Source organism: Furfurilactobacillus milii (assembly GCF_009864005.1).
GTDB lineage: Bacteria > Bacillota > Bacilli > Lactobacillales > Lactobacillaceae > Furfurilactobacillus > Furfurilactobacillus rossiae_B.
The window spans coordinates 1-17,368 of the sequence record NZ_WEZQ01000009.1 but is presented as its reverse complement, the minus strand read 5'-3'; the positions used below and the strand labels follow the sequence as shown (position 1 = coordinate 17,368).

At 44.2% G+C, this 17,368-nt stretch carries 19 protein-coding genes; 10 read left to right on the top strand and 9 right to left on the bottom strand.

The window, feature by feature from the left end; translation table 11 throughout:
* Nucleotides 1–9: 9 nt before the first annotated feature.
* The 3 genes from GB993_RS06115 to GB993_RS06105 form a co-directional block, all read right to left on the bottom strand.
* A complete protein-coding gene (locus GB993_RS06115; protein ID WP_161003511.1) occupies nt 10–1,425 on the bottom strand; it encodes a C69 family dipeptidase in 1,416 nt (471 codons plus the stop codon).
* A 75-nt stretch (nt 1,426–1,500) separates the two neighbouring features.
* A complete protein-coding gene (locus GB993_RS06110) occupies nt 1,501–2,082 on the bottom strand; it encodes a GNAT family N-acetyltransferase (RefSeq protein WP_161003510.1) in 582 nt (193 codons plus the stop codon).
* Nucleotides 2,083–2,339: 257 nt separating this feature from the next.
* On the bottom strand, nt 2,340–4,304 hold the full coding sequence (locus tag GB993_RS06105) for a M13 family metallopeptidase (RefSeq protein WP_186337674.1): 1,965 nt from the start codon (nt 4,302–4,304) through the stop codon (nt 2,340–2,342).
* 180 nt (nt 4,305–4,484) lie between these two features.
* Here GB993_RS06105 and GB993_RS06100 point away from each other — a divergent pair, with 180 nt between their 5' ends.
* Nucleotides 4,485–5,135, top strand: coding sequence for an SDR family oxidoreductase (locus tag GB993_RS06100; protein WP_161003509.1), 651 nt, complete (start codon nt 4,485–4,487; stop codon nt 5,133–5,135).
* Nucleotides 5,136–5,289: 154 nt separating this feature from the next.
* On the top strand, nt 5,290–6,462 hold the full coding sequence (locus GB993_RS06095) for an MFS transporter (RefSeq protein WP_161003572.1): 1,173 nt from the start codon (nt 5,290–5,292) through the stop codon (nt 6,460–6,462).
* On the opposite strand, the gene GB993_RS06090 is transcribed toward GB993_RS06095, so the two are convergent.
* The gene (locus tag GB993_RS06090; protein WP_161003508.1) at nt 6,455–7,309 is read right to left on the bottom strand and encodes a helix-turn-helix domain-containing protein; all 855 of its coding nucleotides are present in this window, start codon (nt 7,307–7,309) and stop codon (nt 6,455–6,457) included. The two genes, GB993_RS06095 and GB993_RS06090, sit on opposite strands and share 8 nt — an antisense overlap.
* Before the next feature lie 130 nt (nt 7,310–7,439).
* On the opposite strand from GB993_RS06090, the gene GB993_RS06085 reads away from it, so the two are divergent.
* Genes GB993_RS06085 through GB993_RS06075 form a run of 3 tightly spaced genes read left to right on the top strand, consistent with a single transcriptional unit; the run spans nt 7,440 to nt 9,633 of the window.
* A complete protein-coding gene (locus GB993_RS06085; protein WP_161003507.1) occupies nt 7,440–8,654 on the top strand; it encodes an MFS transporter in 1,215 nt (404 codons plus the stop codon).
* The gene (locus GB993_RS06080; RefSeq protein ID WP_161003506.1) at nt 8,651–9,115 is read left to right on the top strand and encodes an NUDIX hydrolase; all 465 of its coding nucleotides are present in this window, start codon (nt 8,651–8,653) and stop codon (nt 9,113–9,115) included. Before GB993_RS06085 ends, GB993_RS06080 begins: the two co-directional genes overlap by 4 nt.
* Before the next feature lie 59 nt (nt 9,116–9,174).
* Nucleotides 9,175–9,633, top strand: coding sequence for an NUDIX hydrolase (locus GB993_RS06075; RefSeq protein WP_161003505.1), 459 nt, complete (start codon nt 9,175–9,177; stop codon nt 9,631–9,633).
* A gap of 137 nt (nt 9,634–9,770) precedes the next feature.
* Here the strand turns inward: GB993_RS06075 and GB993_RS06070 are convergent, their stop codons facing one another.
* Nucleotides 9,771–10,355 carry a TetR/AcrR family transcriptional regulator gene (locus GB993_RS06070; RefSeq protein WP_161003504.1) on the bottom strand — a complete coding sequence of 195 codons (585 nt, stop codon included), beginning with the start codon at nt 10,353–10,355 and terminating at the stop codon, nt 9,771–9,773.
* A 173-nt stretch (nt 10,356–10,528) separates the two neighbouring features.
* Here GB993_RS06070 and GB993_RS06065 point away from each other — a divergent pair, with 173 nt between their 5' ends.
* Nucleotides 10,529–11,335, top strand: a complete 807-nt coding sequence (locus GB993_RS06065; RefSeq protein WP_161003503.1) for an oxidoreductase — start codon at nt 10,529–10,531, stop codon at nt 11,333–11,335.
* Between the two features lie 384 nt (nt 11,336–11,719).
* On the opposite strand, the gene GB993_RS06060 is transcribed toward GB993_RS06065, so the two are convergent.
* Both GB993_RS06060 and GB993_RS06055 read right to left on the bottom strand, forming a co-directional pair.
* Nucleotides 11,720–12,130 (bottom strand): GNAT family N-acetyltransferase, encoded by a 411-nt coding sequence (locus GB993_RS06060; RefSeq protein ID WP_161003502.1) that lies wholly within the window; start codon nt 12,128–12,130, stop codon nt 11,720–11,722.
* Between the two features lie 126 nt (nt 12,131–12,256).
* Nucleotides 12,257–13,027: a nucleoside phosphorylase gene (locus GB993_RS06055; protein ID WP_161003501.1), complete on the bottom strand. Its 771-nt coding sequence runs from the start codon at nt 13,025–13,027 to the stop codon at nt 12,257–12,259.
* A gap of 176 nt (nt 13,028–13,203) precedes the next feature.
* Here GB993_RS06055 and GB993_RS06050 point away from each other — a divergent pair, with 176 nt between their 5' ends.
* Both GB993_RS06050 and GB993_RS06045 read left to right on the top strand, forming a co-directional pair.
* Entirely contained in the window at nt 13,204–14,109 is a 906-nt protein-coding gene (locus GB993_RS06050; protein ID WP_161003500.1) for a metallophosphoesterase family protein, read from the top strand.
* Between the two features lie 40 nt (nt 14,110–14,149).
* A complete protein-coding gene (locus GB993_RS06045) occupies nt 14,150–14,431 on the top strand; it encodes a hypothetical protein (protein ID WP_161003499.1) in 282 nt (93 codons plus the stop codon).
* Between the two features lie 6 nt (nt 14,432–14,437).
* Here GB993_RS06045 and GB993_RS06040 read toward each other — a convergent pair whose 3' ends face one another.
* Complete coding sequence (locus GB993_RS06040; RefSeq protein ID WP_161003498.1) at nt 14,438–14,953, bottom strand: GNAT family N-acetyltransferase; 516 nt, start codon at nt 14,951–14,953, stop codon at nt 14,438–14,440.
* A gap of 16 nt (nt 14,954–14,969) precedes the next feature.
* Nucleotides 14,970–15,422 carry a MarR family winged helix-turn-helix transcriptional regulator gene (locus GB993_RS06035; RefSeq protein ID WP_161003497.1) on the bottom strand — a complete coding sequence of 151 codons (453 nt, stop codon included), beginning with the start codon at nt 15,420–15,422 and terminating at the stop codon, nt 14,970–14,972.
* Nucleotides 15,423–15,565: 143 nt separating this feature from the next.
* Here GB993_RS06035 and GB993_RS06030 point away from each other — a divergent pair, with 143 nt between their 5' ends.
* Both GB993_RS06030 and GB993_RS06025 read left to right on the top strand, forming a co-directional pair.
* The gene (locus GB993_RS06030; protein ID WP_161003496.1) at nt 15,566–16,507 is read left to right on the top strand and encodes a nucleotidyltransferase domain-containing protein; all 942 of its coding nucleotides are present in this window, start codon (nt 15,566–15,568) and stop codon (nt 16,505–16,507) included.
* Between the two features lie 318 nt (nt 16,508–16,825).
* A complete protein-coding gene (locus GB993_RS06025) occupies nt 16,826–17,266 on the top strand; it encodes a hypothetical protein (protein WP_161003495.1) in 441 nt (146 codons plus the stop codon).
* Nucleotides 17,267–17,368 lie beyond the last annotated feature (102 nt).

The window sequence follows — 17,368 nt, the reverse complement described above, 5'->3', positions numbered from 1 at the left end:
AACCCATTTCTACAGGTTGTCGCCCGGTTCAAACGTCACCGGTGACAATTCCAAAGCTTCTTTCACTAAATGATCCATTAACATTTTCGTCCGTTTGGTAATCTCAGCGGCCGTAACGTCGTTTTGCTTCGTTAAGTAAGCTGTCGTATCGGCCTGTGACCCTGCTTCTGCATCCGCCGCGATCACGCGTGAACGTGCATAAGCCTGACAAGCATCACGATATTCGTTAACCTCAACAATAAAGTCGTGGTAGTGTGGTTCAACTAACACACCGAGCGATTTGTATAACCAGTAAGCGTTATCCAGCGAAACGGCTTCAGTTGTGTTCTTGTAGTTAGTCGGTGTGTCATTGATGTTCGTAAAGAATGGTACGTACGGACTATAGGCAAAGAATCCCATCGCCATCCATTCAACTGCGGCATGCGCTGCATCAACGTTTGGCCGAATTTGTAGGATGTGTGAAATCTGGTTACGATCCAATGCGATTGAACGGAATGTTTTCTTTTGAGCAGGTGTGCCATCGCCAAAGGGATCAAACGGTGTTTCCTGATAGTGAGACGTCAGGAAATATTCGACGTCTTCCACCGCTAGTTTGCGGTTAGCATGTTGAATAAACGGAATCTGTTGACTGGTAGGTTCTTGTTCCAAATCCGGTGTAAATAATTTTTCACCATACCACGCACGCGGCGTGTTGTAATGCGCGTCACTTTCGGTGTGAGTGCCAAAAATCTCACGGAAATTAAACGTGCCTGGTGTTGGGTTCAACTGATTATCAGTCACAAACTCCTGCAAGTCTTTAGCCCACATAAAGTTGTCAGTGTCATTAAAATCAATTGTTTGAATGTTGATTTGGTTTGGTGCAACGGCGTAAGCATCGTCTGGCAAACGAACGGCCGCCCAGTGATGGCCACCAGCCGTTTCCATGTACCACACTTCATCCTTATCAGAGAAAGCAATCCCGTTACTTTCACCAGTTCCGTAATCTTCGATGAAGTCGCCGAGGCGTTGAACCCCTTCACGCGCGGAGTTAATGTATGGCAACACTAATGTCACCATCGCTTCTTCATCGACACCATTATGAACCAGGGGATCGAAACCAAGCACCCGTGGATTGGTAAACGTGGTTTCAGTGGCACTCATCGCAACGTTTTTTTCGTTAATTCCGGCCTCTTCATACAAACCGTCATCCGTTGGCACACTGGGCTCAGCCGTATACCGCAAAGCATCAGCTGGCAGATCGATTTTAACCCCAGTTGTGACGGACGTGTACGTGTCCGGTTGACCGTGACGAGCCGCATGAACGATGAACTTCTTGGGTCCAATGGCACCATAGCCGTCTTCGTTCCGTGCAATGATTGTCGAGCCGTCCATGGTTGCCTTCTTACCAACTAAAATGGCCGTGCATGAAGAATGATTCGTTTTCATCAAAAAGCCTTCTTTATTTATATTGTAATTCCAGTGTATAAGTCTGATGGATAAATTCCTAGTCCTTGGTGGCAATTAAAAGTGTTGTGTGTACATTCGCGTTTCGATGATTTCATCACATAATGGTTGTAATTGTTCCCGCTCACTAACTTGCGCTTCAAACGTCATGTCCTCAACGCAGGCAGTTTTGTTGAAGTGCTTCGATAATGCTAATGGCAGCTCTCTGCCACCAATTTTGCACCGTAAATATGTTGCATTAGTATCCAGTTTGAACCCGTTGTGTTGATAAAAACGGTTAGCCGGCACATCCTCCCGCGTCCACAGTTCGCAGTAATGAATATCTTGATCCAGCAGTCGTTTGCGCATTGCTTGCCATAAGTCCTTGGCAACACCTTGTCGACGATATTCTGGCAAAACCGCCAAATTCCAAATCATTGCACCGGATTCTTGTTTGTCCGTCATGCTCTGACTGTCGATTTCCGCATCAATCAGGCCGATAATTTTATCCTTTTCAATAGCTACTAACTCAACACTTGGTCGCGCAAACGTTTGGCGGTGCTGTTGGACGTCTTGAAAATAGCTAGAATCCATGAAGGATAAGACACGGCATTGAAGCCATGACTGCTCGTCTGTAGAATGGTAATCGCGAATTTGCATGAGAAAATCCTTTTTAAATCGTATTTTTAAACTGAAAACTAGATGAGCAATCTGATCTTGTACCTTGTGGTTGGTCGTCTGTCGTTGCAATTTAGTCAGCTTGGTTTTGTCTTTTACTTTTATATAGCCGAAACGCGTTCACACCCCACGAGCCTGTGCATAACCAAAATGAGGCACAGCACAAGCAAAGTTCGCTTGCACAGTGCCTCATTTCCGTTATTGCTCGGCTCGCAACCGGGGTGTTCACGCTCTTTAAACTACCAAATATGCACTCTCTTGTCTGGTGCCAACCACATGCCGTCGCCTTCCTTGACATCGAAAGCGGTGTAGAAGTCGTCTAAGTTCTGTGCCTGAACATTGGCACGCAACTTGTGTGGTGCGTGGACGTCGATGCTCAACAACATTTGTTCATATTCTTGACTGGCCTTCATGCACCAAACCTTAGCCCAGTTGGTGAAGAATTCCTTGCCAGAGAAGCTGTCATCTTCTTTAGCCGCTTCCAACGCACAGCTCAGACCACCTTGGTCCGCAACGTTTTCAGAAACAACCAATTTACCGTTAACTTTTTGACCTGCAAAATCAAGACCGTTAAATTCGTCGATCATCGCTTGTGTCAACCCTTGGAAGTGCTTCAAATCGGCTTCTGTCCACCAATTGTGCATGTTCCCGTACTCGTCGAATTGAGCACCGTTATTATCAAAGGCATGTGAAATTTCATGTGCCATAACAGCACCGATCCCACCAAAGTTTTCAGAACTCGTTTGCTTCAAGCTGTAGAAAGGTGCCTGCAGAATGGCAGCTGGGAACACGATGATGTTGTTCGATGGGTCGTAATAGGCGTTAACCATTGCCGGATCCATGTAGTTCCACATGGTCCGGTCAACTGGCTTATCGATATCATCAAAGTTAGCCTGAGCCGCAATCTTCGCAAAGTTCAAGGCATTGCTGAACAAGGAACCACCGTCTGCTTCCGTCTTGACCACAAACTGTGCAAACACAGGATCGATTTTGTCAGGGAAACCAACGTTTGGAATCAACGTGTTCAGCTTCAAAATAGCTTTGTCGCGCGTATCCTTGCTTAACCAATCGTTGTTAGCCAAACGGTTTTTATAGACGTCAATCATCCGGTGAACCATGTCCATGACATCATTCTTTGCCTTAGTACCGAAGTACTTGCGGGCATAGTAATCACCAACGACCATGTTGAATTGACTGTAGGCTAAGCGGTAAGCACCCTTTTGTTTGTCAGGTGCTTCCTTAGTTCCCGTCAGCGCACGGTTGTATTCACCGGCAATTACACGAGCATCGTTGGTTAAGTAGCCAGCCCAGTTGCGGACCACCTTAACTAAGTACCAGCTCTTTACTTCATCAAAGTTATCAGCTGTTACCAGACTGTCAAACGCTTCATAGAACTTTGGATCAGCGACAATAACGCGATTAACCCGGTTATCAAGCGCTTCATCCACGTAAGCCTTTAAGTCCAGCACAGAACTGTGTTTGCCAAACTCTGATAAGTCTTGCGGGTTATACAGCTTCGGATAATCAGCCTTTTCTTCGCTACTCTTTTCGTGTTGAGCAAACTTCGCATCCAAAGCAACGGCTTGATCCAACGTTGTTTTGATCTCGTCATCACTAAAACCGGTAGCCCTGAACAGTTTTGTCATCATGCCACGGAACGCAGCCATTAGCTTAGGTGCAGCTTCATTGCCCTCCGCATAATAGGTTGTATCTGGCAGGATCAAACTTGGTGCGTCAACGTTTACAACACGATGTTTGGTATCCTTCATATCAGGTTCAACGTCGATTGGAACTAAGGCGCCACTCCCCTGCTTAATGAAAGTCACTAACTGCTTTTGTAAGTCTTCAAAACTAGTTAAATCCTGAACCTGTTTTACCAGTGGCTTTAATGGCTCGAAACCAGCCTTATCACGGGCTGCATAATCACTAGCTTGATGGTAGAAAGCAATGAAGTTAGCCAGTAAAACGTTGTTTGGTTCAACTTTGCCATCCAGCATGTCGCCAAAGTCACTCATCAATGTCTTTTCAATATTTTCAACTAAGTCCGCAAAACCACCAGTAGTAGGTTTGTCAGCTGGAATTTTGGCCGTCTTTAGCCAGTCACCATTAACGCCTAAATACAAATCATCTTTAACATCTGCAGTACCCTCGTCTGCGCTAGTGGCGCCGCCGACTAATGCTGCAATGTGATTGTTAACTGTCATATATACTGCCTCGTTTCATATTAATTAGAAAATGGTTAAAACTCTCATTTAGTATAGCAATTCTCTCACCTAAACAAAAGGGATTCAGGAAACTCAGCCGTAAATGTTTGTAATCTTCGTTTATTGTCGCTACACTGCTGTTATTGAAATTATTCCAGTTACAATTTAAGGAGGATTTTTATGAGCTCTGTATTTCTTGTTGGTGCGCACGGTCATATTGGGCAACAGATTGTTGCCGATTTAGCGGAGAAAAGTATCACAGTCTTTGCTGGCATTCGTGACCTTGCACAGGCTGACGTATTCCCAGACAGTCAGTTTGTCCACCCGACCGAGTTTGATCTCAACGCACTACCAGATAAAATGGCTAAGCAGTTCAAGGCCACTGGCGTTGACACCATCGTCTTCTCTGCAGGTTCAGGCGGCAAAACTGGTGACGATCAAACCCTGATTGTTGATCTGGACGGTGCTGTGAAAACGATGGAAGCCGCTGAGCAAGCTGGCATCAAACGTTATATCATGGTCAGCTCTATCTTCAGCAATCACCGTGAAGCGTGGGACGCAAGTGGCATCAAGCCTTACATGATTGCCAAACATTACGCAGATGAGATGCTGAAACAAACCAGTCTCGACTACACCATCATTCGCCCTGGATATTTAACTAATGACGCCGGTACCGGTGAAATTACCATTAACCCAGCTGACGAAAAAGGCGTTAAAATTCCCCGTGCGGACGTCGCTGCAACCATTACCGAGTTGATCGACGCTCCCGACACAATTCGTCAGTCCTATACGATTGGCTCCGGTGACACACCAATTGATCAAGCATTCTAAAACATTCATATGCGATAACAAAACGACGCGCTGACCCCTTATTGGAGTTGACGCGTCGTTTGCGGTAAACTGACGGTAATTTTTATAAAGGAGTGCGATGAACATGAAACAAAACATGTTTAAGCATCTGATCCGATTAACGCATCATTGACACATTTATCAACGTTTCTTAAATCTCAAACGACTATTAATCGTCAGCACTTTTCTAACAGACTTTTCAAACGCCACCCTTATTTTTCTATTTACCTTAATTATTGGTCAGCAAAAATCTGCCTACTGGCTAAGCCTTCTCTGGGCCAGTTATTACGGTGGCAGTTTTGTTAGCCACTTAGTGATGGTGAGTTATGTAGATCGCCTACCAAGCCGATGTCTAATGCTGGGGTCAGAGGTTTCTCGCTGGCTGATTATCACTACGTTACTCGTTAATGGCAATTTCAATCGACCATTGTATCCTGTTATCATTGTCTGTCTCCTAGGCATTGTCGAGCCAATTTTCCACCCAGCAGAAGTCCGTTTGCTAACGGAAGTCTTTAGCCAAACGGAAATGGTTCAAATTAACGCAATGCTCGAGCTGTCAGACCAGTCCACCACGATTATCGGACCCTTCTTAGCCACGTTATTCACAACTTGGTTTAACGCTCAGTTTACGCTGACCGTAATGTCAGTTATCCTGTTTAGCTCTGTCATCATCGTATTAATGATGCCGGCGAGCACAACCAGCGAAAAAAGTATCTCAGTTGGCTCACTCCGAACCACCCTCAGCACGTTTATTCATTCATCAGCCTTACGCCACAGCGCCAGCCTTATGTTTTTACTGAATACGTTATTTATCGGGACTGTAATGCCCGTCTTGCTTAAGTTCACCCAACGATTTGGTCCACATGCTAATTTTAATTACACGTTGTTGACCGTCAGTCAGTCAATCGGACTCATCCTAATGGCTACGCACCTCGCCCGCAAGCCTGGACATCAGTCTAATCTGTTAAAACGCAATTTATGGACTGTGTTTTTCATCGCAGGATTATTGGCTTTAATTAGCCTGACCACTAAGCTTTATTTGCTAATTCTATGGTTTCTGCTAATCGGACTGCTTTCCGCCATCTTTGACGTTGAAAACAATCTGCTATTCCAAAATGCCAGTCCTCACAGTGAAATTGGCCGCATGTATGTTTTCAAAGGTTTGATAAACGTGGGCAGTGTGACATTAGGAACCATATTAGCTAGCGTTGTCCTAAACTGGCTATCGGTTCAACAATTGTATTTTGTTTGCGCTGCCTTTTTATTACTGATTAGTTTGTCCTTACTGCTACACCATACATTCAAGTAAGATACTTTTTAACCGCCTGATGTCGGTTATCAGCAACATCTTGATAGCCTAATTCCTCGAACATCGAAATTCGGTGTTCGATTTTTTGTTTGTTTTGACCGATGTCTGTTTCCGCACGAATGGCAATTAACTCAAGAAAAATTTCTGCATCAATCTGAAACGACAAACTGTGTGCAGCTTTTCCGTAAAACAAGGACTGGTTCGCATACTGCTTCGATAACCGGTCATCCCCATGGTCAAGCGCAATTTCCATTAAATTGTGAAAAAACAGCGCCACTTTAATCTTAAAATCGTGGAAGTGAACACGGCGTCCCTTCGTTACAAACTGATGGGCCAACATTTTGGCAACGTCATACTGGGCCAGAAAAATTGAGTTTGCCAGCAACCGAATTTCGTATTCGTGCCAATTTTGACATCCCAGTAAGTAATCAAAAATTGGTTGATAATCGTTTAAATTCACCGTCTGTGGGTGCAGTTCAAAGTTAACTAACCCAAGCATGTTTAATCGCTTCATGCGTAAACGCAGATCGGACTTAGCCACATCATCCGTAAACACCTCGGTGAGGTAACGTTCCAGCTCAGGTAACTTCTGCTCCGTCGATAAATGATTCGTGTGCTGAATGTAGGCTCTTCCCGGTTCGTCAGAAACGGCGCCAATCTCCGTTTGAAACTCGGTCAACGTGATATTTAAGCGCCGAAGCAGTCGCAACATTGTGTCATATGCTGGGTAATAATCACCATGTTCCAATTCAGATAGATGAGAACGTGACATAATACCTGTTGCCACTTCTCTTTGAGTCAGGTTCTTGTCAATACGTAACTGGCGAAGCACTTCACCGACTGTCATTGTGCGGCCTCCTTCATCCCTAACTAACACTTCAAATTATACGCAATGTCGAAATCAGAGACAAAAAATCTTCAATTTCTTTTCGCCAGCTACACTGAGAATTATTAATTCGAGGAGGCGAACAGAAATCATGAAGTCTTTAATTCAAACGGAGCCAATCACTCAGACACATCATTTTAGCTGGCCGTTGTTAACCAGTGCCGTCATTTCTAAGCTCGGCAGTATTCTTTATACATTTGCGCTAAATTGGTATCTAATCAAACTTACTGGCAACGCGAGTGCCCTCGGCACAATCAACGCCGTCGCTGGGGTCGCGATGGTGGCAGGCAATCTCTTTTCCGGTCCTGTCGTCGATCAACACAATCGCCAGCGTTTATTGATCTGCTCAGACCTACTCTCGGCGGTGGCCTGCATCACGGTTGCCCTGTTTATCAATACTCAACGGCCACAAATCGTCCTGCTCACTGTCATGTCGGGCATTTTGGCCTTCGTTTTCGCATTTAATTCGCCATCCGTTAAGGCCATCACCCCAGAAATCATTGACAAAGATCACCTACCGCGCTTTAACGCGACCACAAACAGTACGTCTTACTTAATTAAACTCGTTGGGCCAGCCTTAGGCGGTCTGCTAATCGGTTTTAGTTTCATGAACCTCCGCGCCTTTATGTGGCTAAATGGTTGGTCATTTGTGTTCGCGGCAGTACTGGATGCTACATTGAGATACCGGTTTGCCCCAATTCACGAAAAACAAAATTTCATTAACAGTTTGATCACCGGTTTCACCTACCTTAGGCAAACGCCAGCATTGCTGGATATCATAATTATCTGTGCATGGGTCAACTTCTTCTATGCCGGCCTAGATATTCTCCTGCCTTACTTGATCCATCATGTCTATCAACTACCTGCGATCAATTACAGCTGGCTTTTATTTGCTCAGGCGGCCGGCGGCATTTTATGCGGCTTGTGGGTCGGTAAACGAAATCGTGAAGCTAACTTGCAGCAGATGTTTGCCGACCTCGTTGGTGGCAGTGCGATTCTCGGACTTGCTGGATTTTGGCCCAATTATTGGTTCCTGTTAGTGATCACATTTGTCTGTGAATTCATCATGGCCCGGTTCAATATTAATTTTTTTGCCTTTGTTCAAACGCATACTAGCCGTGAATTTCTTGGCCGCGTTTTCAGCGCTGTCTTTTTAACCGTTTCATGTTTGGCACCACTTGGGAGTCTCCTCTTCGGTCAGATTATTAATCAAATCGGTAATTTCACCTTTTTAATTATCAGTTTAGGCACGATTGTTACGTCGCTGATAACTCACTTGATTTTCAGAATAAAGGAAACAAAATGAACGAAAACTATATACAGGGTTTACGTAAAGTGATTGGCCACCAACCACTCATTCTAGTCTTCGCTGGTGGCATCCTTAGAAATACTGACGGGGCCATCTTATTGCAACAACGATCAGACTCACGACTGTGGGGGTTCCCCGGCGGCATGCTTCAGTACGGCGAATCGACTCGCCACGCGGTCATTCGGGAATTCCAAGAGGAAACTGGTCTCCTAACTAAAGTAACAGGACTGTTAGGCACCACTTCCGATTTCATCGCCCACTATCCCAATGGTGATGTGGCTCAGACAGTTGGCATCATTTTCGAAATGCAGCTAGTATCCGGTCAGCTTAATGCAGCCAACGATGAGACCAGCTCACTACGTTGGTTTTCGCTAAAAGATCATCCCCAATTGTTCAACAGTCAAGCTGAAATAATTTGGAAACACCTTCAACAATTCGACATTCCGTTTTATGATTAACGTGACTGGTCGGCACATTAAATTTCCGTCATCTATCTAATCGAAAAGGAGTGTTTGACATGGCAAATTATATTAAAGAAATTCGCTCGCTTACAGGTCATCGCCCATTAATTTTGAACTCTTCAACGGGGTGTTTACTAAACGATCAACAACAAATTTTACTCCAAGAACGCGCAGATACTGGCGGCTGGTGTCTACCAGGCGGTTACTTGGAATTCGGCGAGTCGTACAAGGAAGCAATGGTGCGTGAATTTAAAGAAGACACCGGGCTATCGGTTACAGTAAACCAAACACTCGGTGTCTTCGATAAATATTTCTATACATATCCTAACGGCGATGAAACGCAAATCATTTCTACTTTGTTTGTTGTTAAAAAGGCTGGTGGTCACCTGTTGGATCAGGTAACCAACGAAACTACCGCCGTGCGCTTTTTCGATTTGGATAGCGCACCAGCATTGTTTTTCAAACAAAGTCAGGACATGCTCGATTGTCTAAAACAGTGGATTGCCAAGCAATAATTAGCCTTTGTTAGCTTTAAGGACATTGAAATCAGCATTCAGTAAAGTTCGCAACGCTTGCTCACCACCGGCACCCAACAATTCAATATACTGATCATTCAAAGTCGACCACATTTGCTTCAAGTCCGTTTGCAAATTCAGGCCGGCTTTCTGCTTGCTGCAATAATCATATCGATGACAGCACTCAAAGGCGTCGTAACAGGATCAATCGTTTTGGCAGCCACCCGTTGTGCATACGTCGTAATCGTGACAAATCCCATGGTCAAAATAACGTCAGGGTCCATCTCACGTAGTTCGCCGTCTTCAACGCCCTGCTTTAGCTCTTTGAAGATCTGGTCAAAGTTTAGTTCGGCTTCTTCCTGTGATAGATCTAACGTTGCGAGCACAGGCGACGCATTAAACTGTTGAATAAGCGCCATGTCATCAGGATCCTCGATAGCAAACTGATAAAGTGCCCGTGCAAACAACGTTAGGTTTTCAATAGCACTGCCCTTTGGTGAATAATGAGACATTAAATAGTCACCAATGATCTGTTTACGGCTTAAAAAGGTTTGCTTAACGATATCTGCCTTGTCCTTAAAGTAGATATAAATATTAGATTGCGAAATGCCTGCCGCTTTCGCTACTTTGGTTAGTGTCACGCCGCTTATACCCTCTGAAATAATCATTTTTGTCGTCACGTCGAGGATATGCTGTCGACGGTTTTCATCTTTTTCTCTCATGTTGCCACTATAAAGGAATTTAGAATCCTGGTCAAGATAAAAAGTCTTTTTAGATAAACGATTGACAAAGAATAAAAATTCTTTTATATTAAAACACGTTCAATTAAATCCAGTTACTCATTTATTTTTTTGCTTAATAAAAGAATTTATATTCCTTAAAGGAGATTATTAACATGACTAAACCCGTTGTGATCATTACTGGTGCATCCTCAGGCATGGGTGAATCGGCGGCCAAACAATTTTCTGAAGCTGGTTATACCGTTTACGCCGGCGCCCGCCGCATTGAAAAAATGGCGCACTTGTCCAAATTAGGTATCCACACCTTTCGTTTGGACGTCACCGACCCCCAATCTAACCAGGCTTTTGTCGATCAGGTACTAAAAGACGCTGGTCGGATTGACATCCTAATTAATAACGCTGGCTATGGCTCTTTTGGCGCGCTGGAAGACGTCTCCCCTGCAGAAGCCAAGCAACAATTCGATGTGAATGTTTTTGGCGCCATGAACCTGACCCAACTGGTATTGCCAACGATGCGCGCTCAACATTCTGGCCGGATCATCAACAACTCCTCCATTGTTGGTCAAATTTATGCACCACTTGGTGGCTGGTACTTTGCTTCCAAACACGCTTTTGAGGCGCTCAGTGATTCACTCCGTTTAGAGGTCAAACAGTTCGGCATCGACGTTGTCATCACCGAACCCGGTGGTACCAATACTAACTGGCTGAAAATTTCCGCGGATCACCTCGTCGCGGCTACACCTGCTAACTCAGCATATCGTAAGATGGTCGATGCGTTTACCAATTCCACCCCGACCGGGCTAGAAACGGCGGATCAAATCGGCGCTTTAATGCTCAAAGTTGCTCAAATCAAACATCCTAAAACGCGTTATCAAGCCATAATGCACGACAAGTGGATGGTCATTGCCGCCCGGAAGCTTTCTTACCGAATGTTTGACCGCATGGTAAGTGGCGGACTATAAAACATGCGTTAAAGTGTTGATGTTAAAGGATTTATAACTTAAACAAAACACCATGAAACCCTAACGAAAACGGTACAGAAACCTCATCAAAATTGAGCCATAAAAAAAAGCAGTCGTCTTATCTTTGATAAGGTGACGATTGCTCTTTTGTCGTTTCCACCACTGCTTTTGCGGATCGCAGGGGATGTCATTACCATGATGTTCTCTTAACATTGCGTTATATCATGTCCGTTAAAATTTTAAACCCTAAGGCCCATCTACAGTGAAACGGGACAGCCACACATCGTGACTGCCCCGCTTTTTACTCGCTTAATATTTTATAATTTATAAATCCAAATTATCATCATTTTCCCTCTGTAAACAACGGTGAAACTTTTTCAAAAGTTAATACCGATTCTCCATCGTAAACGTGACCAAATTTGCATCAGCCGCATTACGAAAACCAACTGCGGTATAAAACCCAACAGTCTTCGGCTCGTTTTCAGTCAGCAAATGGACCTGCCCGATATTCTTCAGTCGCGCCATCGCTGTCATCATCAACTGTCGGCCGATCCCCTGTCGTTGGTATTCGGGCAGTATCAAAATATCTTGAATAAAGGCAATCGACACCTCATCGGTCACATACCGCAGCAACCCCACGAGCTTTTCGCCATCAAACGCCGCAAGGTTGACTGAATGCGCAATCGCAGTCATCAGTGCTTGCGGATTTTGCGTATAAGCAATCCACCCGTTCGCTTTATACAGCGTTAAAACAGCCTGTTCGTCCATCGTCGAAACGGTTTTAATATTAATCATTTAATTGTCCTCCACTTTACTTAACATCTCAGCAAAGTGCAGTCTTACGTTTGTCACACCCCATAGATGGTGACCTCCGAAATTCTTATTAATTTCAATATCGCGCAATCAGTTTATGCATGTCCGCTAATTTAATGAATTAGGCAGCGCTAATAATGTCGCTAATCCCAGACTTAGCGCCGTTTGTCGAGCCGAACGGCCCCAATCACGTTTATCATAGGCATTTGCGTGCGCTAACGAATCAGCCGTAAAGAAAAACTGACCAAAATCGACACCACGAAACTGGGCGCAAGCGGCCAACGCAGCACATTCCATTTCCACCGTTTGGTAACCTGCGGCGCGATATCGGTCGACCAACTTTTCAGTTTCCCGGAAATAACCGTCTGTCGTCCACGTGTTCACGCGGGTAATCGTCTCATGGTGCTGGCTGATAGTTGTCTCAATCGCCTGCTGCATCGCTGGGTTCAGCGTTACCGTCGTTTCTGCCGGTAGATAATGGTAGGAAGTGCCTTCATCGCGCAACGCATTCATTGGCAACAAGAAGGCGCCCTCTGCATGATCGGTTAACACACCACAACTGCCCATACTGATAATTTGTTTAACACCGTGCCCAATCAAATAATCCAAAATCTGCGTCGCAGCGGGAGCTCCAAGTGGCGCCTGCATCACTGTCAATGGTTGACCCTCAACCTCAATGCGTAAAATCGGGAATTCTCTGGTAATACAGCTAAACGTCCCCACCTCAACCGGATGATATGGCTGTAAAAACGTTACCAAGTCTGCGGTTTCGACAAATGCAAATAGACACTTCGTTTCCGCAATGATTTCAGGGTCTTCATGCGGATCGGTGACGCCCACCTGGTTTGTATCAAAGTTAAATAATGGTGATTCTGTCATCGTCCTCATCCCCTCATCAAATTTTAATGTCAAAATTACACTTAACTTGATTATTCGTCTACCTCGTTGCAACATTTTGATTGCAAGTTTGCAAACGGTCAGTAAACTAAAGGCAGAGTGTAAAGGTTCAACAGGCACTCACCAATCGGTGATTTGAAAAGAGACGGAGGTACAACATGGATTATCGAATTGCAGTGTTATCGGACAGTCATGGCAATGCATCGGCGTTGAGCGCTGCCCTCAGTGACGCAAAAAAGCACGGTGTCGATGAAGTGTGGTCACTGGGCGATATTGCGCTTGGCGGTGCGACATCAGCAGAATGCTATGACTTATTGGAACAGGTTGGCGCCACCCAATACCTCATGGGCAACTGGGAAAGTGACTACAACTTTATCATGGGCAAACCGAAAAAAGGTGTGAACTTTGATGACCCCACCGATGTTTACTTCACCATTTTGGCCCAGTATGAGCACGCTCGTTACACACCTCAACGAGAAGCCCAATTACGAAGCCTGCCCATGACCGGCCGAAAAGTTATTGATAATCTTGTTTTCACGATGTCACATAATCTTCCGACTAAGAATCATGGCCACTCGCTATTTCCCACTGAGACCCAAACAAACTTTGACGTTCTCACCGAAAATAACCATGACGCAGATGTGGCCCTTTACGCGCACACACATACACCCGTTTGGCGATATACATCTAACGGTCAGATGGTGTTGAATCCCGGTTCCATCGGCCAAATCTGGTTTACCCGCGATAAACTGTTAGCCAATCGTGCAGCCAGTTACCTATTACTCACAATTTCAGAAAAAGGCATTGAAGATGTTGATTTTCGCCGTGTCCCGTATGATATGGACGGCGAACTGCAGCGTGCCAAAGACTTGCACTTTCCATACGTCGATTTATATCAAAAACTGATGTTTACCGGGCACGCCTCAACGCATGATGCCGCTACCCTAACTAAAGTCAATGCGGAACATCACTATCGTGAGCAAGCCATTGAATTTCTAAACAGTTTACCGACTCCTGAAAACCAGGACAATGCTGATGATATGCCAGGTAAAGGTGACCATTAAACAGATTTAAAACTTTTTTTGATGAAAGGCGGCCACAATTATGAACGATGAAGAACTAATTCAACTTGGCTTATCCGGCAAAGCACCGTTAAAAGTAATTCTGGGCGGTTGGACCGAAACAAATCCAGACGGTCAAAAGGTCGGCGTGGTAGGTTTGCTTTATGTCACGACAGACGTTCAACAAGCCCAACAGCAGCTCGCTCACCTTCGTAAACAGAAGCCAGGTCATTACTATATGGTTTACAGTGTGCCCTATGATACGGATTTATCGACCCTGTCCCATTGGCCAACCCTAGAAATTGACCCAGAAGATCTCGCCTAGCTTGGGTTACAGCTGACGTTTCATGATCAGGTCCCGCTGGACAGAGGAGCCAAGTTGGAATACGTGGTCGCCGACTGGTTGGAACCCGATTTTATGATAGAATTTGCGAGCTGCATCATTGTGTTCCCAAACACCCAGCCAGAGCGCACTTTTGTGCAAATCCTCGGCAGTACTAATCGCTTGATTGAATAATTGTGTGCCCAATCCTTGACGCTTAAACGTTGGCAGGATGTAAATTCGTTGTATTTCTAGCGCATCTACCCCCATTTTCTCCGTTTGTGCCTCGCCAACATTTAATTTGAGATAACCCGCAACCGCCTGATCCACTTTAATAAAGTAGAACCACGATTCCGGATTATTGATTTCTGTCAACAATTGATCAATCGAGTAAGCACAGTCAAGATAGTTTTGCAAATCCGTCGCACTATTTTCAGAGCCAAACGTATCCTGAAATGTTGCACAACTGACCTCACGCAGCGTTGTTACGTCTTGTGGTGTGACTGCTGTTATTTGTACTGTCATAAATCCTCCATGATTGTTAGTAATCTCGTGGGACACCCGCTTTGACGGACTTCCAGTCTTCGTTAACGTTAACGGTCATCCGTTCTAAAAGAGCCACCAACTGTTGGGCCTCTGCCTTTGAAAATCCTTGCAGGGCCTTGTCAGTCGAATACGCATTTTCCCGTTTGAGTCGTGGATAAACGGCCGTCCCTTTTTCCGTTGGGTAAAGTTCATAGTTTTTAAGGTTCGTTTCGCTGTGTTGGCGCGTAATGAAGCCGTGGTTAACTAACTTTTTTATCGCCTGTGACACCGTTGTGCGATCCACCATTACGAGTTCCGCCAACCGCCCCTGAATGATGCCAGGATTTTCGCAGATTCTCACAAGATACAGATACTGGCCTTTGGTAAGATCGATGTTCTGGAAATCAATATTAGAAATCGCATCTAGTGCACGTGAAATTTTACCGATAGACCGTAGTACATCCTCCATATTTTTCTCCTGTTAACTAGTTTGTTATGAAGATTATACAGTATTTTGTTGTGATTAAAACAAAAATCGACGTAATATTTTCTTTTTTGCTGGCCTATAAGAAAAAATATGGTAAACAAACGCTTCCAGATTGGAGCCATTAAATGTCATTACCAGAATCAACACAGCAGTTAATTACTCATTTTTGCCAAACATATTGTCCTAATGAAACTGAAATTGTCCTAACCGGATCAACTGCGCGTGGTGAAATGAGCAAACATAGCGACATTGACCTACTTGTATTTAATCCAAATCATAACGAAACACAAATTGATATCCCGTTTCAAGACCATCGTTTTCAAGTTAGCTACTTCAACGAAAACGACTCGTCGCTACCTCAATCACCAAACGAGGCTTTTGATAAACGCTATTGGCTTGAAAATGTCATTATTCACGACAGAAATCTTCGCCTCATTAATTATCAAGAATCGGTTAACAAACGAATTAATCAATTTTCTAAGAACGATTATTCGCATGCGTTTATAAATACCGACCACCGATTACTCAATGTTTTGGCACAGCAATCTGCAAAATCTTTTTCTGCCTATCAAACGGAATTATGGTTGATTGGACAGTTAAATATGCAGTTTGCATTCATTAATGGTCATAAGCTGGGTAACCAGGCCGTTTTTGACACGGCCACCCATAATCCAGAACTGAATCGGTTAAACCAGCTTCTGGGCGCCACTAACGAAAAATGTTCTAGCCGGCTACTACTTGACGATTTTCAAATGTTACAGCATACTTGTGGACCAAGATTGACACAACAATACAACGCCAAGACTCAGTTAACACTGTTAGCAGGAAAACTGAACCGTTATGAGGCTCAGCAAAACTTTGCGCTGATGCGTTACACAATGTGTGGTGAGATTTTATTTCTCTTTTTTGATTGTCTAAATGATGGTCAGACACTCGATGTCTTTTTAAATCAATTTTCTCAGCAATATTTAGCGTTGCTCAATCGAAATCATTTTCAGGCACCTACCAGTGAGCAACTGCAAACTTTTGACCAAGACTACAATAAAGCACTCACATCCATCCTTTAACAATTCCCCCAAAACAAACGGTCAGCTGGCTCAAATATTCGAGCCAGCTGACCGTTTGTTTTATGCACTTTAATTAGTTAAATCAGTCAATGCGTGTGACTTACCTTCTAACTTAAAAGTATTGATAACACTTGCCCGCTCACATATGCGCGAATCAAATGCCCTTAATCGTGGCACAACACGTCGTCAAAGCAGGACGCTTTCTTATCATCGACAACAAGCTTATTCTATTATTAGAATAAATAAACAAGGGAGATGTAGACCATGCTAAAACTTTTACAATACCTCGTATACCCTAAAAAATCCTCATAGACACAAATGCTAAACAATCGTCTATTAAATGGACTATTGTGGGCCTCAGTGTTAAGTCTTCCCTTCACACTAGTCAGTTTGGCACTGGATTGGTCGTCTGGTAATCTCAGCCACGGCACCAGTCTCTTAGCTTTATTAACTATTTTAATCTATATGTTTGGCGGGGTTTCAATTGGAAAGCTCATTCGCAGCCAAGATCCAAATGGCACGCTTAAAAATCAAAACACGACACGCCGTTGGCTCATTCTAAGATCGGCGTTTGCCGGGATTGATTTAGCCATCTTCTTTTTCTTATTCACTCTAATTCTTAATCCAATAACTGGCGACACCAGCGTTAGTCACTTGCCCTTCAACACACTGACAGATCTAGGTACTGGCCTAGTGGTTGCACTCTTGGCGTATGCTGTTTCCGCATCTATTGCAAGTGACAAACGCGGTCATAATTAAACTTTTAAGGTAGATTGCAAATTTGATCCGAATTTTTTGACAAATTAGTCAGCATCACTTGGTAAGGTGTTTGCCAGTTAAGTACTTTAAGGGGGCGTTGGT

Bases quoted from the DNA above. Each gene is read 5' to 3' on its own strand.
- GB993_RS06115 (WP_161003511.1), bottom strand. From the start codon at position 1,425: ATGAAAACGAATCATTCTTCATGCACGGCCATTTTAGTTGGTAAGAAG.
- GB993_RS06110 (WP_161003510.1), bottom strand. From the start codon at position 2,082: ATGCAAATTCGCGATTACCATTCTACAGACGAGCAGTCATGGCTTCAA.
- GB993_RS06105 (WP_186337674.1), bottom strand. From the start codon at position 4,304: ATGACAGTTAACAATCACATTGCAGCATTAGTCGGCGGCGCCACTAGC.
- GB993_RS06100 (WP_161003509.1), top strand. From the start codon at position 4,485: ATGAGCTCTGTATTTCTTGTTGGTGCGCACGGTCATATTGGGCAACAG.
- GB993_RS06090 (WP_161003508.1), bottom strand. From the start codon at position 7,309: ATGACAGTCGGTGAAGTGCTTCGCCAGTTACGTATTGACAAGAACCTG.
- GB993_RS06085 (WP_161003507.1), top strand. From the start codon at position 7,440: ATGAAGTCTTTAATTCAAACGGAGCCAATCACTCAGACACATCATTTT.
- GB993_RS06080 (WP_161003506.1), top strand. From the start codon at position 8,651: ATGAACGAAAACTATATACAGGGTTTACGTAAAGTGATTGGCCACCAA.
- GB993_RS06075 (WP_161003505.1), top strand. From the start codon at position 9,175: ATGGCAAATTATATTAAAGAAATTCGCTCGCTTACAGGTCATCGCCCA.
- GB993_RS06070 (WP_161003504.1), bottom strand. From the start codon at position 10,355: ATGAGAGAAAAAGATGAAAACCGTCGACAGCATATCCTCGACGTGACG.
- GB993_RS06065 (WP_161003503.1), top strand. From the start codon at position 10,529: ATGACTAAACCCGTTGTGATCATTACTGGTGCATCCTCAGGCATGGGT.
- GB993_RS06060 (WP_161003502.1), bottom strand. From the start codon at position 12,130: ATGATTAATATTAAAACCGTTTCGACGATGGACGAACAGGCTGTTTTA.
- GB993_RS06055 (WP_161003501.1), bottom strand. From the start codon at position 13,027: ATGACAGAATCACCATTATTTAACTTTGATACAAACCAGGTGGGCGTC.
- GB993_RS06050 (WP_161003500.1), top strand. From the start codon at position 13,204: ATGGATTATCGAATTGCAGTGTTATCGGACAGTCATGGCAATGCATCG.
- GB993_RS06045 (WP_161003499.1), top strand. From the start codon at position 14,150: ATGAACGATGAAGAACTAATTCAACTTGGCTTATCCGGCAAAGCACCG.
- GB993_RS06040 (WP_161003498.1), bottom strand. From the start codon at position 14,953: ATGACAGTACAAATAACAGCAGTCACACCACAAGACGTAACAACGCTG.
- GB993_RS06035 (WP_161003497.1), bottom strand. From the start codon at position 15,422: ATGGAGGATGTACTACGGTCTATCGGTAAAATTTCACGTGCACTAGAT.
- GB993_RS06030 (WP_161003496.1), top strand. From the start codon at position 15,566: ATGTCATTACCAGAATCAACACAGCAGTTAATTACTCATTTTTGCCAA.
- GB993_RS06025 (WP_161003495.1), top strand. From the start codon at position 16,826: ATGCTAAACAATCGTCTATTAAATGGACTATTGTGGGCCTCAGTGTTA.